A 21,497-nucleotide genomic window follows, 5' to 3' on the forward strand; every position below is an offset into this window, starting at 1 on the left:
ACGCTAGAGGCCCGCTCCCGGCGAGACCGCCGCGCTGCCCGCGGTGAAGGCGTCCAGGCGGCGCAGGATGACGCCCTCGCGCAGCGCCCAGGGGCACACCAGGGCCTCCTCGACGCCCAGCAGCTCGAACGCGGCCTCGGCCACCAGCGCCCCGGCCAGCAGCTGCGGGGCGCGCTCCTCGCTGACGCCGGGCAGCTCGGCGCGCTGCCGGAACGTCATGCCCGCCAGCCTCGGCACCCAGGGGGCCAGCTCGTCGCGCCGCAGCACCCGGCGCACCATCGGGCCCTCCTCGGCGGGGGCGGCGCCGGTCAGCCGGGCCAGGCTGCGGAACGTCTTGGACGTCACCACGACCCGGTCGGGGGTGCCGGCGCGGGTGACGTCGCGCACGCGGGAGGCGATCTGCTGGCGCACGTAGCGGCGCACGTCGCGCACGGCCTCGGCCGCCGGCGGGTCCCCCGCGAGCCGGTCGCGGGTCAGCCGGCCGGCCCCCAGGGGCAGCGAGAAGGAGACGTCGGGGGCCTCGTCGAGCCCGGCGGCGACCTCCAGGGACCCGCCGCCGATGTCGAGGCCGAGCAGCCGGCCCGAGGACCAGCCGAACCAGCGGCGCACGGCCAGGAAGGTCAGGTCCGCCTCGGCGGTGCCGGGCAGGACCTGCAGGCGGACCCCGGTCCGCGCCTCGACGTGGTCGAGCACGTCCTCGCCGTTGGCGGCCTCGCGCACCGCGGAGGTCGCGAAGGCGAGCAGCTCCTCCACGCCGGCGTCCTCGGCGGCCGCGGTCGCGGCGGCGACGGCGCTGGTCAGCGCCGCGACGCCGGGGTCGTCGATGGCCCCGTCGGGGGTGAGGTGCTCGGCCAGCCGCAGCAGCCGGCGCATCGAGTTCGCCGGCAGCGGGTGGGCCCCGGGGTGGGCGTCGACGATCAGCAGGTGGACAGTGTTGCTGCCCACGTCCAGGACACCCAAGCGCACGCCGCGACCCTACTGTCCCCGGCGCGGTGCTCCGGACGGGCGCCGGGGCGCACCGGGGGCACCGCCGGCGTGCTTACCCTGCACCGGTGAGCGTCGAGACCCCGCTGGACACCGCCCGCCTGTGGCTGGAGTTCCCCGACCCGCAGGACGTCGCGGACGCCACGGACGCGGCCGACCCCGAGCAGCAGCCCGCGACCGTCTACCGCGTCGACCTGACGTGGCTCACGAGCGACTACACCTGCATCTTCGGCGCGGGCTGCCCCGGCATCTACGCCGACCGCCCCGACGTGGGCTGCTGCGCCCTGGGCGCGCACTTCACCGAGGACGCCGACGAGGAGCGCGTCGCGCGGGTCGTGGCCCGGCTGACCCCGGAGGTCTGGCAGTTCCACGACGTGGGGCGCGCGGGCGGCTGGACCGAGGTGGAGGACGGGGCCCGCAAGACCCGCGTCCACGAGGGCGGCTGCGTCCTGGCCAACCGCCCCGGGTTCGCCGCCGGCGCGGGCTGCGCGCTGCACCTGCAGGCCCTGCGCGACGGCGTGGACCCCCTCGAGTACAAGCCCGACGTCTGCTGGCAGCTGCCGCTGAAGCGCTCCTACCGGACGGTGACCCGCGGCGACGGCACCGAGTACCTGGAGGTCAGCATCGGCGAGTACGACCGCCGCGGCTGGGGCGAGGGCGGGCACGACCTCGACTGGTACTGCACGGGCAACCCCGCCGCCCACGTCGGGGAGCGGCCGGTGTTCCGCAGCTGCGAGAACGAGCTGCGGGAGATGATCGGGGACGCCCCCTACGAGGAGCTGGCCCGGCACTGCGAGGCGCTGGTGGCCCGCACGCGCACCGGGTCGGCGCACCGCCGGCTGCTGCCGCTGACCGTCCACCCCGCCGACCGGGCCCGCGCCGGCCTGCGCCCGCCGGGCTGAGGGGCCCGCGGTGGGCACCGTCATCCCCAGCCCCAACGTCTGGGGCTCACCGGACGTGTACGAGGTCGAGAACCTCGCCGTCGACCGCGGCGGGCTGATCGAGGCCGCGATGGCCCGGGTCCACGACTGGGCCGGGCTCGACGTCCTGGACGTCGGCTGCGGGACGGGTTTCCACCTGCCCCGGTTCGCGGCCACCGCCCGGTCGGTGACCGGTGTCGAACCGCACCCGCCGCTGCTGCGCCGCGCATTGGAACGCGTCCGCGCGGTCCCGGGGGTGCGGGTCCTGCACGGCGAGGCGGGTGCGCTGCCGCTGCCCGCGGCCAGCGTCGACGTCGTCCACGCCCGCTGGGCGTACTTCTTCGGGCCCGGGTGCGAACCGGGCCTGGCCGAGCTGGACCGGGTCGTGCGGCGCGGCGGGACGGCGTTCGTCGTCGACAACGACGCCACCCGCTCGACGTTCGGGCGCTGGTTCTCCCGGTCGCTGCCGGGGTACGACCCGGTCGCGGTGGACCGGTTCTTCGCCCGCCGCGGCTGGTCGGCCGAGCGGCTGGACGTGGCGTGGGAGTTCGACTCCCGCGCCGACCTGGAGTCCGTGGTGCGCATCGAGTTCACCCCGCGGCTGGCCGAGGAGGTCCTCGCCGAGCACGAGGGCACCCGCGTCGACTACGCGGTCGTGCTGCGCCACCGGTCGTTCTGACCCCCGCCGTCCCGGACCCGGGCGGCCTGCGCGGCGACGTGCTCCAGCGCGGCCCGCTCGGTCAGGGGCCGGGCGAAGTGGTACCCCTGCCCCCAGGTGCAGCCGGCCGCGGCGACCAGCCCCGCGACCCGGTCGGTCTCGATGCCCTCGGCGACCGTGACCAGGCCCAGCGCCGCGGCCAGGGCCGCGATCCCGGACAGCACCGCGACCCCGGAGCCCCCCGCGACGTCGCCGAGGTCCTCCAGGAACGACCGGTCGATCTTCAGGACGTCGACCGGCAGCCGCCGCAGGTACGACAGGGACGAGAACCCCGTCCCGAAGTCGTCCAGCGCCGTCCGCACCCCCAGCGCGCGCAACCGTTCCAGGGTGGCGCGCGCGGCGGTGAGGTCGGCCACGGCGGCGCTCTCGGTGATCTCCAGGCACAGCGCGCGGGGGGCGACGACGTGCCGGGCCAGGGCGGCGGACACGAGGGCGTCCAGCCCCGGCTGCAGCAGCTGGTGCCCGGAGAGGTTGACGCTGATCTCCAGCTCGACCGCGGACCGCCGCTGGAAACCGGCCAGGGCCCGCAGCGCGGTGTCCAGCACGAACTCCCCGAGCTCCAGGATCGTCTCGGACTCCTCGGCCAGCGGCACGAAAACCGTCGGGGGGACGTTCCCGCGCTCGGGGTGCTGCCAGCGCGCCAGCGCCTCGAAGCCGACGGTCGCGCCGCGCGCGAGGTCGACGAGGGGCTGGTACACGACGTGGACCTCCCCCGCCGCCACGGCGTGGCGCAGGTCGGCGGCCAGCTCGGCGCGCTCGTGCGCGGCGTCGAGCAGGCTGCGGGAGAACGCCACGCACCGACCGCCGCCGGTGGCCTTGGCGGCCAGCAGCGCGATGTCGGCGCGGCGGAACAGCTCGGTGGCCCCCTCGTCGACGTCGCCGGGGACCAGCGCCGTCCCGGCCGAGGCCGTCACGACGAGCCGGCGACCGGCGACGGTGAGCGGTTCGCGCACGGCGTGCACGGCGCGCGCGGCCAGCACCGGCAGGCCCCGGCCGACGACCGCCTCGTCCCCGGTCACCAGGACGGCGAACTCGTCGCCGTCGAGGCGGGCGACGAGACCGTCGTCGCCGGCGAGGACGGTGAGGCGTTCGGCGACGCGGCGCACGACCTCGTCCCCGGTGCCGTGCCCGTGCCGGTCGTTGACGGCCTTGAGCCCGTCGAGGTTCAGCAGCACCAGGCCGCGCGCCCGCCCCGGCGCCGCGGCGAACGCCTCGAACAGGCGGGCCCGGTTGGGCAGCCCCGTCAGGCCGTCGTGGGCGGCGGCGTGCTGCAGCGCCTGCAGGGCGCGGCGCTCGTCGGTGGTGTCGACGCAGTTCCAGATGACCCCGCGCACGCCGCGGACCCCGCGGCCGTCGCTGAACCGCGCGCGGCACCAGCGCACCTCACCGGTCGCCCGCACGAGGTACCGGTGCTCGGTGTCGACGGGCGCCGCCCCGGGCAGGCAGGCGCGGGCCAGGGCCGCGCGGGCCCCGTCCCGGTCCGCCGGGTGGACCCAGGCGAAGGCGTCGCGGCCCACCAGCGCCCAGCGGTCGAGGTTCCAGCGGCGGCTGAACGACGGGCTGCAGAAGGAGATGGTGCCCTCGACGTCGGTGACCAGGACCTCGTCGGCGGCCTGGCGGGCCAGCGCCTCGTAGCCGGGTGAGGGCGCCGGCAGGCCGAGCGCGCGCCAGCGCTCCCCGAACCGCAGCCGCCGCGCCCGGTTCACGCCGGCACCCCCTGCCGCACGACGGTGTCGCGCCCCGCCGCCTTGGCCGCGTAGAGGGCCTCGTCGGCAGCGGCCAGCGCGACGTCCCACGGGCCGGTGGCGGCGCCGACGCTGACGGTGACGACCCGCCCGTCCCCGGCGGGCAGCGCGAGGTCGCGCACGGCGGCGCGCATCCGCTCCCCGGCGGCCAGGGCGCCGTCGCCGGGCAGGGCCTCCCCGGCGTCGCCGTCGAGGAGGACGACGAACTCCTCCCCGCCCCAGCGCGCCACCGAGTCGCCGGGGCGCGCGTGGGCGGCGAGCGCCGCGGCCACCAGCGCCAGGCAGCGGTCGCCCTGGAGGTGCCCGAAGCGGTCGTTGTAGGTCTTGAAGTGGTCGACGTCGAGGACCAGGACGCCCACGGGGCGGTTCAGCGGTGCCCGTTCCAGCAGCCCGCGGCGGTTCAGCAGGCCGGTGAGCTCGTCGCGGACGGCGGCCTCGGCGAGCGCGGCGAGGAGGCGCTCGCGCTCGGCGGCCAGCTCGCGGGCGCGGCGCCGGGCGGTGAACCGGGCCCGGTCGCCGCGCTCGACGGTGGCGGTGGTGATGAGCCCGAAGGCGCCGCTGACCGCGACGGCGAGCAGCGCGGTGACCGCGGTCGTCCCCGCGTCGACGCCGACGAGGTTCTGGCCCCAGGCGAAGGCGGCGAGCATCGTGGTCAGGCAGGTCGCCGACCACCGGACGTCGTCGCGCAGCATCGTGCCGAAGAAGACGACGACGATGAACGCCCCGGCGAAGTAGGCCCCGCCCAGGGCGCCCGGGGCGCTGTGCTGGACCAGGGCCAGGGCGACCACGACGAGCGCGGCGGCCCCGGTGACGAGCGGGCCGTCGACCTGCGCGGCGGGGCGGGCGCGCAGCCGCCGGGTGCGCCACCAGAGCCCGAGGAGCACGACGGGGGTGACGACGCCCAGCCGCAGCGCCAGGGACAGCGCCAGGACCTGCGGGGCCAGGGCGAGGTCGACGAGGGCGTAGGCGTCGAAGCAGGCGAGCCCGAGCAGCGCCGTGGGCGTGAACCAGCGGGCGCGGGCGGCGTTGCGGGCCTGCGCGTACTCCTGCTCCAGCCCGGTGTGGAAGGGCACGGGCAGCAGCGGGGCGGCTCGTCGCGGTCGGCTCACCCCCGGGGTGTCGGCGGGCGGGGGGCGCGACCGGAGGGGGGCTCACCCGGGCGGCGCACCGGCGACGCGCCGACCTGGGTCGCCGCCGGGGGCCCGGACCGTGGATGATGGAGGCATGAGCGCGCACGCCACCCCGCCGACCCGGCACGAGGAACAACGGGCCATCGCCCCGATCCGCTGGTCCAAGCCCAGCAGCGGCACCGTCGTCGCCCTGGCCATCTGGGTCGTCGGCGTCGTCGTGTCCGCGCTCGTGCCGCTGCTGCTGCTGGGGGCCGACCCCTACGAGGCGGCGCCGGGCTCGCGGATCGCGGTCGGGCTGGCCTTCACGCTCGTCGGCTCGCTGATCATGGTCTTCTCGGCGTACCTGCTCTACCGCAAGACCGACAGCATCGGCGCCGCGATCCTCGCGTTCGTCCCGAGCTTCGTCCTGGCCGTCCTGGGCATCCTCATGACGACGATGAAGCTGCTGTACGCCTCCTGACCCCCTCCCGGGCTCGCCCGGCGCTCCGAGACGGCCCCCCACCGGCACACCGGTGGGGGGCCGTGTCGTACCCGCCGCCTACGGTGCGCGGGTGCCTGCCAAGACCACCGCGAAGCCGCCCCGCCCCTCGTACAAGTGCGCCGAGTGCGGGTGGACGACGGCCAAGTGGGTCGGTCGCTGCGGGGAGTGCCAGGCGTGGGGGACGGTCGAGGAGGTCGCCGGCGCGGCCCGGGTCGTGGGGTTGCGCTCCTCGGCGACCGGCACGGCCCCGGTGCGCCCGGCGCGCCGGGTCTCGGAGGTCTCCCGGGCCGAGGTGCGCGAGCGGCTCAGCACGGGGCTGGCGGAGTTCGACCGGGTCCTGGGCGGCGGGCTGGTCCCGGGGCAGGTGCTGCTGCTGTCCGGGGAGCCGGGGGCGGGCAAGAGCACGCTGCTGCTGACGACGGCGAACACGGTGGCCGCCTCCACCGGCCGGCCCGTGCTGTACGTGTCCGGGGAGGAGTCGGTCGAGCAGATCGCCACCCGCGCGCGGCGCGTCGGCGCGACCTCCGAGCACCTGTACCTGGCCGACACGAACGACCTGGCCGAGGCCATCGGGCACCTGGACGCCCTCGGCGACGACGTCGCGCTGGTCATCGTGGACTCGGTGCAGACGATGGCCTCCGGGGAGGTCGAGGGCCGCGCGGGCGGGGTGACGCAGGTGATGGAGGTCGCCTCCACGCTGACGCGGCTGGCCAAGGCCCGCGGCATCGCCCACTGCCTGGTCGGTCAGGTCACCAAGGAGTCGACGGTCGCCGGGCCGCGCGCCCTGGAGCACGTGGTCGACACGACCCTGGCGCTGGAGGGCGATCGGCACACGACCCTGCGGCTGCTGCGGGCGGTGAAGAACCGCTACGGGGCCGCCGACGAGATCGCCTGCTTCGAGCAGACCGACGCCGGGATGGTGGAGGTCCCCGACCCCAGCGCGCTGTTCCGCGCCTCGCGGGAGGCGCCCGTGCCCGGGACGTGCCTGACGGTCACCGTGGAGGGCCGGCGGCCCCTGATCACCGAGATGCAGGCCCTGGTGTCGCACACCAAGGCGCCCAACCCCCGCCGCGGGGTCAGCGGCCTGGACTCGGCCCGCGTCACCATGCTGGTCGCGGTGACCGACGGCAGCGCGGGGCTGCGGCTGTGGGAGCAGGACGTCTACACCGCGACCGTCGGCGGGCTGCGCTCGACCGACCCCGGCGGGGACCTGGCGGTGTGCCTCGCGATCGCCTCGGCCGCGGGGGGCTTCCCGGTGCCGCTGGACGTCGCGGCCGTCGGGGAGGTGTCGCTGTCGGGGGACATCCGGCGCGTCACGATGCTGGGGCAGCGCGTCGCCGAGGCCGCCCGCCTGGGGCAGCGGCGCATCCTGGCGCCGCCGGGGACCGTGGAGGCGGTGGCGCGGCTGAAGGTGAAGGCCGAGATCGTCGAGGTCCCCACCCTCCTGGACGCCGTCCGGACCGTCCGCGGGTGGTCCCCGCGCGCCGGGCGCGACGGCGGCTGAGCGTCGACCCACCCGTCACACCCGTACCCCGCTAGACTCCGGCACGAGAGTTCGTGACGAGTTGACGCCGCCCGGGCGCGGCGTGAGGTTCGGAGGTGGCCGGTGGTGGACCGCACCCCCGAGGAGGTCCTCCGGGCGACGCTGGCGGTCGTCGCGCCGGGCACGGAGCTGCGCGACGGCCTCGAGCGCATCCTGCGCGGGCGCACGGGCGCGCTGATCGTCCTGGGGTTCGACCGGCTCGTGGACTCCCTGTCGACCGGTGGTTTCGCCCTCGACGTCGAGTTCTCCGCGACGCGGCTGCGCGAGCTGGCGAAGATGGACGGGGCGATCGTGCTGGACCGTGACGCGTCCCGCATCGTCCGCGCCGCCGTCCAGCTCGTCCCGGACTCCTCGATCGAGACGAGCGAGTCCGGCACCCGGCACCGCACGGCCGAGCGGGTCGCCAAGCAGACCGGTTTCCCCGTCATCTCCGTGTCGCAGTCGATGCGGATCGTCGCGGTCTACACCGGCAACCGCCGGTACGTGCTGGAGGGGTCCGACGCGATCCTGGGCCGCGCGAACCAGGCCCTGCAGACGCTGGAGCGCTACCGCGCCCGCCTGGACGAGGTGACCGGCACGCTGTCGGCCCTCGAGATCGAGGACCTCGTGACCGTCCGGGACGTCTGCTCGGTCGTGCAGCGCATCGAGATGGTCTCCCGCATCGCCGACGAGATCTCCGGCTACGTCGTCGAGCTCGGCGTCGACGGCCGGTTGCTGTCCCTGCAGCTCGACGAGCTCGTCGGCGGCGTCGGGCCCGACCGCGAGCTCGTGGTCCGCGACTACCTGGAGGCCTCCCGCCACGAGGGGCCGCTGGAGGCGGTGCTGGAGGCGCTGGCCGGTCTGCAGTCCGCCGACCTGGTGGACCTGGCCTCGGTCGCGCGGGTGCTGGGTTTCTCCGTCGGCGGCGACTCGCTGGACTCGGCGGTGTCCCCGCGCGGTTTCCGGCTGCTGAACCGGGTCCCGCGCCTGCCCGGGGCGATCGTGGAGCGGCTCGTCGACCAGTTCGGCGACCTGCAGAAGCTGCTCGCGGCGAGCATCGACGACCTGATGACCGTCGACGGCGTCGGGGAGCAGCGCGCCCGCGCGGTGCGCGAGGGGCTGTCCCGGCTCGCGGAGAGCTCGATCCTCGAACGCTACGTCTGACCCGCCGGGCCGTTGCCGGCCGCTCCCGGCCGCTCCAGCCGGTCTCAGTCGGTGAGGGCGAAGGTGACGGGCTCGGCGGCGACGCCGTCCCAGCTCGCGTTCACGGTGTAGTTGCCGGCGGGGACCGCGGTCTGGCCGGTGGGGCACCCGGCCGCGGAGTGCTGGCGCGACCAGACGGTGGTCTTGGATCGGGTGGCGCCGGGGGCGAGCTCGTCGGTGGCGGAGTCGCTCTTCGTCTGGCAGTCGGCGGTGGAGAACACCTGCGCCCCGGCCGCGTCGGTGATGGTGAACAGGCGGACGGCGCTGCTGGTCTCGACGGTGCACGTCGTCTGCGACGTGTTCTCGACGGTCAGCACGAGGCTGGGGGCCTTGCCGGGGCCGTAGGTGGTGGCGCTGGTGCGCAGCGTCGCCCTCAGGGACTGGTCGGAGCAGGCGCCGCCGCTGGTGGCGGTGCCCGTCGCGGTGGCGGTGCCGGACCCGGTGGGCGTGCCGGTGCCCGAGCCGGTGGGGGTGCTCGTGGGTGCGTCCGTGGGGCCGGTGGTGGTCGCGACGGTGCTGGGGTCGAGCTTCGTCGGTCCCTGCGCCGCGGCGTCGTCCGGGGCGGTCAGCGCGCGGATCCCCAGGGCCGCCAGCACCACGATCACCAGGAGTGCGAGGATGACCACGAGGCGTCGTCGCCAGTACGTGCCCTTGTCCTCCGGTCCGACCGGGTGCAGGACGCTGCTCACCGGAGCGAAGGTAGGGGCCGGTCCGGGCCCGGCGGTGGAGGCGCGCCGTGCGACGATCGGCCGCGATGACCACCACCGAGGGACCGACCGCGCACGCGACGCTGCACACCCGGGTGCTGGACTGGTACGCCGACCACGCCCGCGTGCTGCCCTGGCGCGAGCCGGGGTGCTCCCCCTGGGGAGTGCTGGTGAGCGAGGTCATGCTGCAGCAGACCCCCGTCGCGCGCGTCCTGCCGCGCTGGCAGGCGTGGCTGGAGCGCTGGCCCACCCCCTCGGACCTGGCCGCCGAGCCCCCCGGGGAGGCGGTGCGGGCGTGGGACCGGCTCGGCTACCCCCGGCGGGCGCTGTGGCTGCACGCGGCGGCCGTCGCGATCCGCGACGAGCACGGCGGGCAGGTGCCCACCGACCACGCCGGGCTGCTGGCGCTGCCGGGCGTGGGCGCGTACACCGCGGCCGCGGTGGCCTCCTTCGCCTTCGGGCAGCGGCACGCCGTCGTCGACACGAACGTCCGCCGGGTCCACGCCCGCGCCGTCACCGGCGACGCCGAACCCGCCGCCTCCCTCACCGCGGCCGAGAACCGGCTGGCCGAGCGGCTGCTGCCCGACGACGAGGCGACCGCCGCCCGGTGGGCGGTGGCCGTCATGGAGCTCGGGGCGCTGGTCTGCACGGCCCGCTCCCCGCGCTGCGACGACTGCCCCCTGCTGGACCGGTGCGCGTGGGTGCTCGCCGGCCGCCCCCCGCGCACCGGCCCCGCCCGGCGGGGGCAGGCGTGGGCAGGGACCGACCGGCAGGTGCGGGGCCGGCTGCTGGCGGTCCTGCGGGAGTCCCCCGACCCGGTCACCGCCGGGGACCTCGCCGCCTGCTGGGCCGACGCCGCCCAGCGGGCCCGGTGCCTGGACGGGCTGGTGGCCGACGGCCTCGTCGAGCCCCTCGACGACGGCCGCTTCCGCCTCCCCCGCTCCTGACCGCTCCCCCGGCGAGCGGGGTCAGTCGTCGTGGCCGCGGCGCAGGCGCTTGGTCTGCCCGCGCCGGCTCTTGGCCTCCAGCCGGCGGCGCTGGGACCCCTTCGTGGGCCGCGTCGCGCGCCGGGCCGCGGGACCGGGCGCGAAGGCCTCGCCGAGCAGCACCCGCAGCCGCTCCGCGGCGGCGGCGCGGTTGCGCAGCTGCGCGCGGTGCTCGGAGGCCACGACCGTGACGACCCCGTCCACGAGCCGCCCGCGCAGCCGCTCCAGCGCCCGGGCCCGCAGGTCCTCCGGGACCGACGGCGAGCGCGCCAGGTCGAAGGACAGCTCGACCCGGGAGTCCGTGGTGTTGACGCCCTGGCCCCCGGGACCGCCGGAGCGCGAGAAGCGCTCGCGCAGCTCGGCCTCCGGGATGCTCACCCGGCGGTTGACGAGGAGGTCCACCACGCTCCCTGGACGGCTCTCGGACGGTTCTCGCGCGACGGCGCCGGCGGGGCCGTCGCCGGGGTCAGCGGCAGCTCAGAGGTGGCGCAGGACCTCTTCGAGCACGTCGGCGGGTCCACCCTGCACCCGGACCCGGAACCCGCGCTCGTCGGGGCCGAGGTCCTCGAGGGTGTCGAGCTGGCTGCGCAGCAGCGAGGCGGGCATGTAGTGCCCCTCGCGGTGGGCCAGGCGGTCCTCGAGCACCTCGTCGGGGACCTGCAGCTCGCAGAAGACCACCGACGGGTTGGGGCCGGCCAGCAGGTCGCGGTAGACGCGCTTGAGCGCGGAGCAGGTCACGACGACCGACTCCCCCGCGGCGGCGCGCTCGCCGATCCAGTCCGCGATGGACCGCAGCCACGGCCAGCGGTCCTCGTCGGTCAGGGGGTGCCCCGAGCGCATCTTCTCGACGTTGGCCTGGGAGTGGAACTCGTCGCCCTCGGCGAACGTCCAGCCCCTGGCCCGGGCGAGGTCCGTGGCGAGCGTGGTCTTCCCGCTGCCCGAGACCCCCATGACGATGACCGACGTGGTCACGACGCACCTCCTGCGATCCTGAGCATCCGGCTGTTGCCCAACGTGTTCGGTTTGACGCGGGCCAGGTCGAGGAACTCCGCGACCCCCTCGTCGTGGCTGCGGAGCATCTCGGCGTAGACGTCGGGCTCGACGGGCGTGCCCTCGATCTCGGTGAACCCGTGCCGCTCGAAGAAGGCCTTCTCGAACGTCAGGCAGAACAGCCGGGTGACGCCGAGGTCGTCGGCCCTGCGCAGCAGGGCCGACAGGATGAGGTGACCGGCGCCGCTGCCCCGCACGGATGGGTCCACGGCGAGGGTGCGGACCTCGGCGAGGTCCTCCCACAGGACGTGCAGGGCGCCGCAGCCGACGACGCGGCCGTCGGCCTCGGCGACGACGAACTCCTGGACGGCCTCGTAGAGGGTGATGAGCTCCTTGCCCAGCAGGATCCGCTGCCGCGCGTACTCCTCCACGAGGCTCCGGACGGCGCGGACGTCGCCCGTGCGGGCGGGTCGGACCACGACGTCCGGGCGGGTGGCGGCGCTGGGCATCCCCCGATCCTTCCAGACGCCCCCCGGGACGCACGACGGCCCGGCACCCCTGCGGGGTGCCGGGCCGTCGTGGGTGGTGCGGGATCAGTCCTCGGCGGTCTTGGTGAACGAGACCGGCTCGGGGACGTCCTCCTTCGAGGTGCCCTCGAAGGTGAACTTCGCGTCCTTGCCCTCGCCCTCGACGTCGACCGAGACGATCTGGCCGGCGCGCAGCTCGCCGAACAGGATCTTCTCGGACAGGACGTCCTCGATGTCGCGCTGGATGGTGCGGCGCAGCGGGCGGGCGCCCAGGACCGGGTCGTACCCCTTGGTCGCGAGGAGGACCTTCGCGGGCGGGGTGAGCTCGATGCCCATGTCCTTGTCCTTGAGGCGGTCGTCGACCCGCTTGATGAACAGGTCGACGATCTGGACGATCTCCTCCTGCGTCAGCTGCGGGAACACGACGATGTCGTCGACGCGGTTGAGGAACTCGGGCCGGAAGTGCTGCTTGAGCTCCTCGTTGACCTTCGACTTCATCCGCTCGTAGTTCGTCAGCTGGCTCTGCGAGCCGGCCGCGAACCCGGTGCCGACGCCCTTGGAGATGTCCCGGGTGCCGAGGTTCGTGGTCATGATGATCACGGTGTTCTTGAAGTCGACCATGCGGCCCTGGGAGTCGGTCAGGCGACCGTCCTCCAGGATCTGCAGGAGCGAGTTGAAGATGTCCGGGTGGGCCTTCTCGACCTCGTCGAACAGGACGACCGAGAACGGCTTGCGGCGCACCTTCTCGGTGAGCTGGCCGCCCTCCTCGTACCCGACGTAGCCGGGGGGCGAGCCGAACAGCCGCGAGACGGTGTGCTTCTCGGAGAACTCGCTCATGTCGAGCTGGATGAGCGCGTCCTCCTCGCCGAAGAGGAACTCCGCGAGCGCCTTGGCGAGCTCGGTCTTCCCGACGCCGGTGGGGCCGGCGAAGATGAACGACCCGCCGGGGCGCTTGGGGTCCTTCAGACCCGCACGGGTGCGCCGGATGGCCTGCGACAGCGCCTTGATGGCGTCGTTCTGGCCGATGACGCGCTTGTGCAGCTCGCCTTCCATGTTGAGCAGCCGCGAGGACTCCTCCTCGGTCAGCCGGACGACGGGGATGCCCGTGGCGGTCGCGAGGACCTCCGCGATCAGCTCCTCGTCGACCTCGGCGACGACGTCCATGTCACCGGACTTCCACTGCTTCTCGCGCTCGCCCTTCTGCGCGAGGAGCTTCTTCTCCTTGTCGCGCAGCGAGGCCGCCTTCTCGAAGTCCTGCGCGTCGATCGCGCTCTCCTTCTCGCGGCGGACGTCGGCGATGCGCTCGTCGAACTCGCGCAGGTCCGGCGGTGCGGTCATGCGGCGGATGCGCAGTCGCGCGCCCGCCTCGTCGATGAGGTCGATCGCCTTGTCCGGCAGGTACCGGTCGTTGACGTAGCGGTCGGCCAGCGTCGCGGCGGCCACCAGCGCGGCGTCGGTGATGGAGACGCGGTGGTGCGCCTCGTACCGGTCGCGCAGGCCCTTGAGGATCTCGATGGCGTGCGCCAGCGTCGGCTCGGGGACCTGGATCGGCTGGAAGCGCCGCTCGAGGGCGGGGTCCTTCTCGATGTGCTTGCGGTACTCGTCCAGCGTCGTCGCGCCGATGGTCTGGAGCTCGCCGCGGGCCAGCATCGGCTTGAGGATGCTGGCGGCGTCGATGGCGCCCTCGGCGGCACCGGCCCCGACGAGGGTGTGGATCTCGTCGATGAACAGGATGATGTCGCCGCGGGTGCGGATCTCCTTGAGGACCTTGCGCAGCCGCTCCTCGAAGTCACCGCGGTAGCGGGACCCGGCGACGAGGGCGCCGAGGTCGAGGGTGTAGATCTGCTTGTCCTTCAGCGTCTCCGGCACCTCGCCGCGCACGACGGCCTGGGCCAGGCCCTCCACGACGGCGGTCTTGCCGACGCCCGGCTCCCCGATGAGGATCGGGTTGTTCTTGGTGCGGCGGGACAGGACCTGCATGACGCGCTCGATCTGCGGGTCGCGGCCGATGACCGGGTCCAGCTTGCCCTCGCGGGCGGCCTGGGTCAGGTTGCGGCCGAACTGGTCGAGGACCAGCGAGCCGGAGGGGGTGCCCTCCTGGGGGCCACCGGCCGTCGCGGGCTCCTTGCCCTGGTAGCCGGACAGCAGCTGGATGACCTGCTGACGCACCCGGTTGAGGTCGGCGCCGAGCTTGACGAGCACCTGGGCGGCGACGCCCTCGCCCTCGCGGATGAGGCCGAGCAGGATGTGCTCGGTCCCGATGTAGTTGTGTCCGAGCTGCAGCGCCTCGCGCAGCGACAGCTCGAGGACCTTCTTCGCGCGGGGGGTGAAGGGGATGTGCCCGGACGGGGCCTGCTGACCCTGACCGATGATCTCCTGGACCTGCTCGCGGACCGCGTCCAAGGAGATGCCCAGCGACTCGAGGGCCTTGGCCGCGACGCCCTCGCCCTCGTGGATCAGGCCGAGCAGGATGTGCTCGGTCCCGATGTAGTTGTGGTTGAGCATCCGGGCCTCTTCCTGGGCCAGGACGACGACCCGTCGGGCGCGGTCGGTGAACCTCTCGAACATGCGGCGCTCCTCGCGGGTGGTCGGGTCCGGAGTGCTCGGGGGGTCATCCCCCGACCGGACCATTCCGATGCTAGTCCCGAGCTCTGACACTCTCACTCCCATCGGCGTCCCCACCGTGGTCGTGAGCCCGTCGTGGCCCGGTTGTCCTGACCAACCTGCGCCTCCGGCGTGGTGTTCCGCCACTTCGTTCGCCGTCGGCGCAACGACCCGGCCCCGGCCGGCCGGGCCCGATTAGCCCAGCGGGGCCGGGGCGGGCGGGCCGACGCAGCGGGCCGAGGGCCGGGTGGTCCGCGGGTCGCGGGCCTGCTCGAGCACGTGGGCCGTCCAGCCGATCACCCGGCTGGTGGCGAAGGTGGGGGTGAACAGCGACGGGTCGAGCCCGCACTGCGCCACGACGACCCCCGCGCAGTGCTCGACGTCGGCGTGCAGCGCCCGGCCGGGCTCGAGCTCGGCCAGCGTCTCGACGGCCCGCTCCTCGACCGCCCCGGCGAGCTCGGCCAGCGGCCCGCCCAGCTCCGGCGCCGTCTCGCGCAGCAGCACCGACCGCGGGTCGGCAGTCCGGTGGACGGCGTGCCCGAAGCCCGTGACCCGCCCGCCGGCGGCCGGCTGGACCCGCACCCACGCCGGGGCGCGCCCGGGTGAGCCGATCTCCTCCAGCGCCGCCAGCGCCCGGTCGGGGGCCCTCGTCGCCGCGGACGTCACCGAGCCCGGTGGTCGCGACGGCCACGCCCCGCAGGCCCGCAGGGACCGGCGCACCGGTCGTGGTGCCGGTCGTGGTGCCGGTCGTGGCGCCGGTCGTGGCGCCGGTCGTGGCGTCAGCCGTGCCCCGAGCGTCGGCGGGTCGACGGGGCCGGTCGACGTCGATCGGATCCACCGTGGACGAGACCACGACCGCCGAGGCCGCGCACCGGCTGGGGGTGAAGCGGCAGACCCCGTACGCGTACGTGAGCCGGGGCCTGCTGACCGCGCGCCGGACCCCGCGCGGCAGCCTGTTCGGCGCCGCCGAGCTCGCGGCGCTCGCGGGGGCGGGCGCCGCCGGGCCCGCTGCGGCAGGAGGGAGGGCTGACGGCGGTGGTCGCCGGGGTCGTCGCGGCGCTGCCGGCGGGCACCGGGCCGGCGGCGCGACTGCGGGTGGCGGCCGCGGCGGCGGGAGCGGTCGCCCCGGCCTCGCCGGAGGCGGACCCCGAGCCGCTGCCGGCCGCGGTGCTGGGGACCGGTGCGGGCGGGGGCACGGTCGCCGACGCGGTCGCGGCGCCGGTGGCGGCCAGCGCGCGGGCGCCGCTGCCGTCGGTGCTGTCAGTGCTGTCGGCGGCGCTGGGGGCCGCGGACGGCCCGCTGCACGCCCGCGCGAGCCGGGCGGCGCACCGGTTCCTGGAGCGGGCGCGGCACGACGGGCCGGTGCGGGCGGTGGCCGAGCAGCTGCGGACCGGGGTGGCGCCGCCGGGGTTCGGGCACGTGGTGCGCCCGGCGGTGGACCCGCGCGCGGAGGAGCTGCTGGACCGGCTGCCGGCGGGGCCTGTCGCGGACGTCGTGCCGGGGCTGCTGGAGCAGGTGGTCCGCGCGCACGGGCCGGCGGCCTTCCCGAACGTGGACCTGGGGCTGGCGCACGCGTTGGAGGAGCACCGCGCCCCCGGGCTCCGGTTCAGGGTGAGGGGACTTCACGGAGCGTAATGTTTCTAGAACATCGGCGTAGCATCGCCGGATGGCCCCCGCGAGCATCAAGGAGGTTGCCGCCCGGGCCGGCGTCTCCATCGGGACGGTCAGCAACGTCCTCAACCGGCCCGAGACCGTCTCGGCCGTCAACCGCGTCAAGGTCCGGCAGGCCATCGACGACCTCGGCTACGTGCGCAACGAGTCGGCCCGGCAGCTGCGGGTCGGGCGCAGCCGGTTCCTGGCCCTGGTGGTCCTCGACATCGCCGACCCGTTCTTCACCGGGCTGGCCCGCGGCGCCGAGGAGACCGCCGAGGCCGGCGGCCGCACCCTCCTGCTGTGCAGCAGCGCCGAGGACCTCGCCCGCGAGCGGCGCCACCTGCAGACCCTGCGCCAGCAACGGGTCGCCGGGATCGTCCTGTCCCCCGTCGACACCTCCGCCGAGCGCCTCGCCGAACTGCGCTCCCTCGACGTCCCGCTGGTCCTGCTCGACCACCCCGTCCCCGACGGCAGCACCGCGTCCGTCTCCGTCGACGACGTCGCCGGCGGCCACCTCGCGGTGACCCACCTCCTCGCCGCCGGCCACCGGCGCATCGCCGTGGTCGGCGGGCCGCGCGGTTCCCTGGCGCTCGACCGGCGGTTCACCGGCGCCCGCCGCGCCGTCGCCGACGCCGGGCTGCCCGGGGGCACCCTCGTCGAGGTCGAGGTCGCGGCCATGCACCTCGGCGACGGCCGCGCCGTCGGCGCCGCCCTGGCCTCCCGGACCGGCCCCGACCGCCCGACCGCGGTGTTCTGCCTCAGCGACCTGCTGGCCCTCGGCGTCCTGCAGGAGGTCGTCCACCGGGGCCTGGCGGTCCCCGGCGACCTCGCGATCGTCGGCTACGACGACATCGACTTCGCCGCCGCCGCGACCGTCCCGCTCACCTCGGTCCGCCAGCCGACGCACCGGCTGGGCCGCTCGGCGGTCCAGCTGCTGCTGGACGCCGAACGCCCCGGGAACGGCGAGGACCTGCCGGTCGTCCCGCACGACCGGCAGGTCCTCCACGTGCCCGAACTCGTCGTCCGGGCCTCCTCGGGCTGAGGCTCAGACGTCGCGGGACTTCAGCGCGAGCGCCGCCAGACCGAGCAGGACGGCCACCCACGCGGCGAAGACGAGGATGCCGGTGCCCGCGCTGAGGTACCCCTCGACGGGCGTGACCAGGGCGGCGTTCTGGGGCGTGTTGCTGAACCAGAACTCCTGGATCTTGTCGCCCTGCCAGCTGTCCGGGATCGGCATGAGCAGCAGCGGCACCACGAAGATCGACGCGATGACCGTGCAGATCGCCCCCGCGGGGTTGCGCAGCAGCGCACCGACGGCCAGACCGGCCAGGGCCACCCCGACCAGGACCGCGACGTTGCCGAGCAGCGCCACCAGCACCCCGTCGTCCCCCAGGGAGGTCCCCAGGTCGCGGGTGTTCAGCACCGCCTGCCCCAGCAGGAAGGCCAGCAGGACCGCGACCCCCGTGACGACGGCGACGTTCACCGCCAGGACCAGGGCCTTGGCCGCCAGGATCCCCAGCCGGTTCGGGGCGGTCACGAAGGAGGTGCGGATCATGCCGGTGGAGAACTCACCGGCGATGACGATGACGCCGACCGCCGCGACGACCAGGGTGCCCATCTGGGAACCGGTCATGCTGGCCCCGAACCCGTCGATGCCCTGCGCCGCCATCGCCTGCGCGCCGTCGGCGTCGGCCAGGGCGGCGCGGGTCGCGAACGACGTCAGCACGCCGATCCCGACGATCGCGACGAACGCGGCGATCATCGTCACCACCACGGAACGGACGCTCCAGAACTTGATCCACTCCGAGCGGACCAGGCCGCCGAAGGTCACCCGCCGCTCGGTCGGGCGGTACTGCTGGACCTCGATCGTCGCCGCGCTCATCGCGCGACCTCCTCTCGCACGGGGGAACCGGGGACGGTGGGGACGGACGGGGGCAGGACCACGGCGGGTTCGCCGGGCCCGCCGGCCGAACCGTGGGCCTGGTACTCGACGGCGTTCGCGGTGAGTTCCATGAAGGCCTCCTCCAGGGACGCCTTGACGGTGGTGAGCTCGTGCAGCGCCACGCCGCGGCGGGCCGCCGCGTCGCCGATGCGCTCGGCGGACAGGCCGCGGACGTCGAAGGTGCCGTCGTCCATGGGCGCCAGCGACCCGCCCTCGGCCCGCACCAGCTCCCGCAGCTCCTCGACCTGCGGGGACCGGACGGTCACCCCGCGCGGCTGCACGCGGTCGACGAACGCCTTCACGCTCTCGTCGGCGATGAGCCGGCCCTTGCCGATGACGACCAGGTGCTCGGCGGTCAGCGCCATCTCGCTCATGAGGTGGGAGGAGACGAACACCGCGCGGCCCTGCCGGGCCAGCTCCTTCATGAGGTTGCGGATCCACAGGATCCCGTCGGGGTCCAGGCCGTTGACGGGTTCGTCGAACATCACCGTGGAGGGGTCGCCGAGCAGCGCCGAGGCGATCCCCAGCCGCTGCCCCATGCCCAGGGAGAACCCGCCGGCCCGCTTGCGGGCGACCTCGCGCAGCCCCACGAGGTCGATGACCTCGTCCACCCGGGAGTTCGGGACGCCCGCCGTGGCGGCCATCGCCTGCAGGTGCTTGTAGGCCGACCGGCCCGTGTGGACGGCCTTGGCGTCCAGCAGGGCCCCCACCGAGGACAGCGGCGCGCGGTGCGCCGAGAACGGCCGCCCGTCCACGAGCACCCGCCCGGCCGTCGGCCGGTCGAGCCCGACGATCATGCGCATGGTCGTCGACTTGCCGGACCCGTTGGGCCCGAGGAACCCGGTGACGATCCCCGGGCGAACGGTGAAGCTGAGGTCGTGCACGGCCACCTTCTTGCCGTAGACCTTGCGCAGGCCGACCGCCTCGATCATGGGGGGTGCCCTTCTGGAGTGGTGGGAGCGCTGGGACGGACGTCCAGCGGAACGACTCGATCCTCACGCCCCGTGACCGGCGGCCACATCACCCTTTGGGCGCACGCCCCGTCCGGCGGAGGGATGGTCCCCCGGCGCCGCGCCCCACCGCCGGACCGACCCCGCACGACGACGAAGGGCCCGGCCGCCGGTGGCGGTCGGGCCCTTCGTCGTGCTGCGCGCGGTGGGCGGTCAGTGCGCTGCGTCGTACGCCTGGAGGATCTCGGCGGAGATCCGGCCGCGGTCGGAGACCGTGTAGCCGTTCTCGCGGGCCCAGGTGCGGACCTCGCCGGTGTCGCGCTCGGGGGCGTCCGAGGCGCTCTTGGCGGACGGCCGGCTCGCGCCGGAGGAGGCGCGGCGGGTGCTGCTGGAGCGGCCGCCGACCTTGCGGGCGTGCCCCACCCACGGGGCGAAGGCGTCGCGCAGCGCGGCGGCGTGCTCGTCGGACAGGTCGATCTCGTAGTTGACCCCGTCGAGGGAGAAGGTCACCGTCTCGGAGGCCTCACTGGCGTCGATGTCGTCGACGAGCAGGACCTGGACCTTCTGCGCCATGCTGGGCACCCTTTCCGAACAATGTGGACGGCCGGCCGCTAGGTGCGTCGGCACGTTCACTCTGTCGCATTGACGCAGGAAAGGTCAAATCACCACGAAAAGGTATTCCGCGTGTCGCGCTCAGGAAGTCCCGTCCGCCTCGGACCTTTCGGCGGTGGACCGCCCCGGGGTGGCCCGCTCAGCGCGGGCGCGCTTGGCCGCGGCCCGTTCCCGGCGATCGGCGTGCAGGATCGAACGCATCAACAACACGAAGAGGACGGCCAGGCCCGCGGAGGGCAGCAGCGCGGCGACGTATTCCACCCGTCCAGGGTACGTCGCCGGCCGCTGCCTCCCCGAGCGCGCCGTCAGCGGGGCTTGACCAGCGGGAACGTGATGGTCTCGCGGATCCCGAGGCCGGTCAGGGCCATCAGGAGGCGGTCGATGCCCATCCCCATGCCGCCCGTGGGGGGCATTCCGTGCTCCTGGGCCCGCAGGAAGTCCTCGTCGATGCGCATGGCCTCGTCGTCGCCGAGCGCGGCCAGCTTCGCCTGTTCCACGAAACGCTGGCGCTGGACGACCGGGTCCACCAGTTCGGAGTACCCGGTGGCGAGCTCGAATCCGTGGACGTACAGGTCCCACTTCTCCACGACGCCCGGGATCGAACGGTGACCGCGCACCAGCGGGGACGTCTCCACCGGGAAGTCGCGCACGAACGTCGGCGATTCCAGGGAATCACCGAGCTGGTGCTCCCAGAGTTCTTCGACGAGCTTCCCGGCCGTCCAGCGCGCTTCGTCGACGCTGATCCCGAGCTTCTTCGCCCATTCCAGCAGGCGTTCGCGCGGGGTTTCCGGGGTGATCTCCTCACCGAGGGACTCCGACAGCGACGGGTACATGGAGATGGACCGCCACTGCCCGCCGAGGTCGTACTCGGTGCCGTCGGCCCAGGTGACGACGTGCGACCCGTAGGCCGCCATCGCCGCCTCCTGGACGATCGTGCGCGTCAGGTCGGCGATCGTGTCGTAGTCGCCCCAGGCCTCGTACGCCTCGAGCATCGCGAACTCCGGCGAGTGGGTGGAGTCCGCGCCCTCGTTCCGGAAGTTGCGGTTGATCTCGAAGACGCGCTCGATCCCGCCCACCACGAGCCGCTTGAGGAACAGTTCCGGGGCGATGCGCAGGTACAGGTCCGTGTCGAACGCGTTCGAACGGGTGACGAACGGGCGCGCGCTGGCCCCGCCGTGCAGCGTCTGCAGCATCGGGGTCTCGACCTCGAGGAACCCGCGGTCCTCCAGGGTGCGGCGGACCGAGCGCACGACCTGCGAGCGCGCCCGCACGTTCTCGCGGGCCGCCTCGCGCACGATGAGGTCGACGTAGCGCTGCCGGACGCGGGTCTCCTCGGACAGCTCCTTGTGCAGGACCGGCAACGGCCGCAACGCCTTCGACGCCATCCGCCACCCGTCGGCGAGCACCGACAGTTCCCCGCGCTTGGAGGAGACGACCGTGCCGTGGACGAACACGACGTCGCCGAGGTCGACGTCGGCCTTCCAGCCGGCCAGGGCGTCCTCGCCCACCCCGTCGCGCGAGACCATCGCCTGCAGCCGGGTGCCGTCGCCCTCCTGGAGGGTGGCGAACACCAGTTTCCCGGTGCCGCGCAGGAACACGACGCGGCCGGTGACGCCGACCTCGTCGGTCGTCTCCTCCCCCGCCTGCAGGTGCGCGTACTTCGCCCGCAGGTCCGCGAGCGAGGTCGTGCGCGGGACGGAGACCGGGTACGCCTCCCCCCCGGCGGCCAGGATGCGGTCGCGCTTCTCGCGGCGGACCCGCACCTGCTCGGGCAGGTCCTCGAACTCGTCCTCGGGCTGGTCGGGCGTCTGTTCACTCACCCG

At 74.8% G+C, this 21,497-nt stretch carries 22 protein-coding genes; 8 read left to right on the forward strand and 14 right to left on the reverse strand.

Annotated elements, in window-relative coordinates; all coding sequences use genetic code 11:
• Positions 1–3: 3 nt before the first annotated feature.
• Positions 4–966, reverse strand: coding sequence for a Ppx/GppA family phosphatase (locus ACRYM6_RS05460; RefSeq protein WP_432541690.1), 963 nt, complete (start codon positions 964–966; stop codon positions 4–6).
• 86 nt (positions 967–1,052) lie between these two features.
• On the opposite strand from ACRYM6_RS05460, the gene ACRYM6_RS05465 reads away from it, so the two are divergent.
• Entirely contained in the window at positions 1,053–1,886 is an 834-nt protein-coding gene (locus ACRYM6_RS05465; RefSeq protein ID WP_432541691.1) for a hypothetical protein, read from the forward strand.
• Positions 1,887–1,896: 10 nt separating this feature from the next.
• Positions 1,897–2,583 carry a class I SAM-dependent methyltransferase gene (locus ACRYM6_RS05470; RefSeq protein ID WP_432541692.1) on the forward strand — a complete coding sequence of 229 codons (687 nt, stop codon included), beginning with the start codon at positions 1,897–1,899 and terminating at the stop codon, positions 2,581–2,583.
• On the opposite strand, the gene ACRYM6_RS05475 is transcribed toward ACRYM6_RS05470, so the two are convergent.
• Together ACRYM6_RS05475 and ACRYM6_RS05480 are read right to left on the reverse strand one after the other, a co-directional pair.
• Complete coding sequence (locus ACRYM6_RS05475) at positions 2,550–4,328, reverse strand: putative bifunctional diguanylate cyclase/phosphodiesterase (RefSeq protein WP_432541693.1); 1,779 nt, start codon at positions 4,326–4,328, stop codon at positions 2,550–2,552. The genes ACRYM6_RS05470 and ACRYM6_RS05475 overlap by 34 nt on opposite strands.
• Positions 4,325–5,476, reverse strand: a complete 1,152-nt coding sequence (locus ACRYM6_RS05480; protein ID WP_432541694.1) for a GGDEF domain-containing protein — start codon at positions 5,474–5,476, stop codon at positions 4,325–4,327. Before ACRYM6_RS05480 ends, ACRYM6_RS05475 begins: the two co-directional genes overlap by 4 nt.
• Positions 5,477–5,591: 115 nt before the next feature.
• Here ACRYM6_RS05480 and ACRYM6_RS05485 point away from each other — a divergent pair, with 115 nt between their 5' ends.
• The 3 genes from ACRYM6_RS05485 to disA all read left to right on the forward strand — a co-directional run bounded on the left by ACRYM6_RS05485 (position 5,592) and on the right by disA (position 8,664).
• Entirely contained in the window at positions 5,592–5,957 is a 366-nt protein-coding gene (locus tag ACRYM6_RS05485; protein ID WP_432541695.1) for a hypothetical protein, read from the forward strand.
• 91 nt (positions 5,958–6,048) lie between these two features.
• A complete protein-coding gene (radA, locus tag ACRYM6_RS05490) occupies positions 6,049–7,482 on the forward strand; it encodes a DNA repair protein RadA (RefSeq protein ID WP_432541697.1) in 1,434 nt (477 codons plus the stop codon).
• A gap of 102 nt (positions 7,483–7,584) precedes the next feature.
• On the forward strand, positions 7,585–8,664 hold the full coding sequence (disA, locus tag ACRYM6_RS05495) for a DNA integrity scanning diadenylate cyclase DisA (RefSeq protein ID WP_432510328.1): 1,080 nt from the start codon (positions 7,585–7,587) through the stop codon (positions 8,662–8,664).
• Between the two features lie 44 nt (positions 8,665–8,708).
• On the opposite strand, the gene ACRYM6_RS05500 is transcribed toward disA, so the two are convergent.
• Positions 8,709–9,392, reverse strand: a complete 684-nt coding sequence (locus ACRYM6_RS05500; protein WP_432541698.1) for a hypothetical protein — start codon at positions 9,390–9,392, stop codon at positions 8,709–8,711.
• 65 nt (positions 9,393–9,457) lie between these two features.
• On the opposite strand from ACRYM6_RS05500, the gene ACRYM6_RS05505 reads away from it, so the two are divergent.
• Positions 9,458–10,357, forward strand: a complete 900-nt coding sequence (locus ACRYM6_RS05505) for an HhH-GPD family protein (protein WP_432541699.1) — start codon at positions 9,458–9,460, stop codon at positions 10,355–10,357.
• Between the two features lie 21 nt (positions 10,358–10,378).
• Here the strand turns inward: ACRYM6_RS05505 and arfB are convergent, their stop codons facing one another.
• From arfB to ACRYM6_RS05530, 5 genes are all read right to left on the reverse strand, one after another.
• Complete coding sequence (gene arfB / locus ACRYM6_RS05510) at positions 10,379–10,798, reverse strand: alternative ribosome rescue aminoacyl-tRNA hydrolase ArfB (protein WP_432541701.1); 420 nt, start codon at positions 10,796–10,798, stop codon at positions 10,379–10,381.
• A 75-nt stretch (positions 10,799–10,873) separates the two neighbouring features.
• Positions 10,874–11,347 carry a gluconokinase gene (locus ACRYM6_RS05515; protein WP_432541801.1) on the reverse strand — a complete coding sequence of 158 codons (474 nt, stop codon included), beginning with the start codon at positions 11,345–11,347 and terminating at the stop codon, positions 10,874–10,876.
• A 17-nt stretch (positions 11,348–11,364) separates the two neighbouring features.
• Positions 11,365–11,895 carry an amino-acid N-acetyltransferase gene (locus tag ACRYM6_RS05520; protein WP_432541703.1) on the reverse strand — a complete coding sequence of 177 codons (531 nt, stop codon included), beginning with the start codon at positions 11,893–11,895 and terminating at the stop codon, positions 11,365–11,367.
• A gap of 84 nt (positions 11,896–11,979) precedes the next feature.
• On the reverse strand, positions 11,980–14,481 hold the full coding sequence (locus tag ACRYM6_RS05525) for an ATP-dependent Clp protease ATP-binding subunit (RefSeq protein WP_432541704.1): 2,502 nt from the start codon (positions 14,479–14,481) through the stop codon (positions 11,980–11,982).
• A gap of 231 nt (positions 14,482–14,712) precedes the next feature.
• Positions 14,713–15,183, reverse strand: coding sequence for a citrate/2-methylcitrate synthase (locus tag ACRYM6_RS05530; RefSeq protein ID WP_432541706.1), 471 nt, complete (start codon positions 15,181–15,183; stop codon positions 14,713–14,715).
• A gap of 369 nt (positions 15,184–15,552) precedes the next feature.
• Here ACRYM6_RS05530 and ACRYM6_RS05535 point away from each other — a divergent pair, with 369 nt between their 5' ends.
• The gene (locus ACRYM6_RS05535; protein WP_432541708.1) at positions 15,553–16,152 is read left to right on the forward strand and encodes a citrate/2-methylcitrate synthase; all 600 of its coding nucleotides are present in this window, start codon (positions 15,553–15,555) and stop codon (positions 16,150–16,152) included.
• 31 nt (positions 16,153–16,183) lie between these two features.
• Positions 16,184–17,212 (forward strand): LacI family DNA-binding transcriptional regulator, encoded by a 1,029-nt coding sequence (locus tag ACRYM6_RS05540; protein ID WP_432541712.1) that lies wholly within the window; start codon positions 16,184–16,186, stop codon positions 17,210–17,212.
• Positions 17,213–17,215: 3 nt separating this feature from the next.
• Here the strand turns inward: ACRYM6_RS05540 and ACRYM6_RS05545 are convergent, their stop codons facing one another.
• The 5 genes from ACRYM6_RS05545 to lysS form a co-directional block, all read right to left on the reverse strand.
• A complete protein-coding gene (locus ACRYM6_RS05545; RefSeq protein ID WP_432541714.1) occupies positions 17,216–18,052 on the reverse strand; it encodes a hypothetical protein in 837 nt (278 codons plus the stop codon).
• Positions 18,049–19,044 (reverse strand): ABC transporter ATP-binding protein, encoded by a 996-nt coding sequence (locus tag ACRYM6_RS05550; protein ID WP_432541716.1) that lies wholly within the window; start codon positions 19,042–19,044, stop codon positions 18,049–18,051. Before ACRYM6_RS05550 ends, ACRYM6_RS05545 begins: the two co-directional genes overlap by 4 nt.
• A gap of 231 nt (positions 19,045–19,275) precedes the next feature.
• The gene (locus tag ACRYM6_RS05555) at positions 19,276–19,635 is read right to left on the reverse strand and encodes a histone-like nucleoid-structuring protein Lsr2 (protein ID WP_432541718.1); all 360 of its coding nucleotides are present in this window, start codon (positions 19,633–19,635) and stop codon (positions 19,276–19,278) included.
• A gap of 120 nt (positions 19,636–19,755) precedes the next feature.
• Positions 19,756–19,935, reverse strand: coding sequence for a hypothetical protein (locus ACRYM6_RS05560; RefSeq protein ID WP_432541720.1), 180 nt, complete (start codon positions 19,933–19,935; stop codon positions 19,756–19,758).
• A 44-nt stretch (positions 19,936–19,979) separates the two neighbouring features.
• A complete protein-coding gene (lysS, locus tag ACRYM6_RS05565) occupies positions 19,980–21,494 on the reverse strand; it encodes a lysine--tRNA ligase (protein ID WP_432541722.1) in 1,515 nt (504 codons plus the stop codon).
• Positions 21,495–21,497 lie beyond the last annotated feature (3 nt).

The organism is Kineococcus rugosus, from assembly GCF_050871975.1.
Lineage (GTDB): Bacteria > Actinomycetota > Actinomycetes > Actinomycetales > Kineococcaceae > Kineococcus.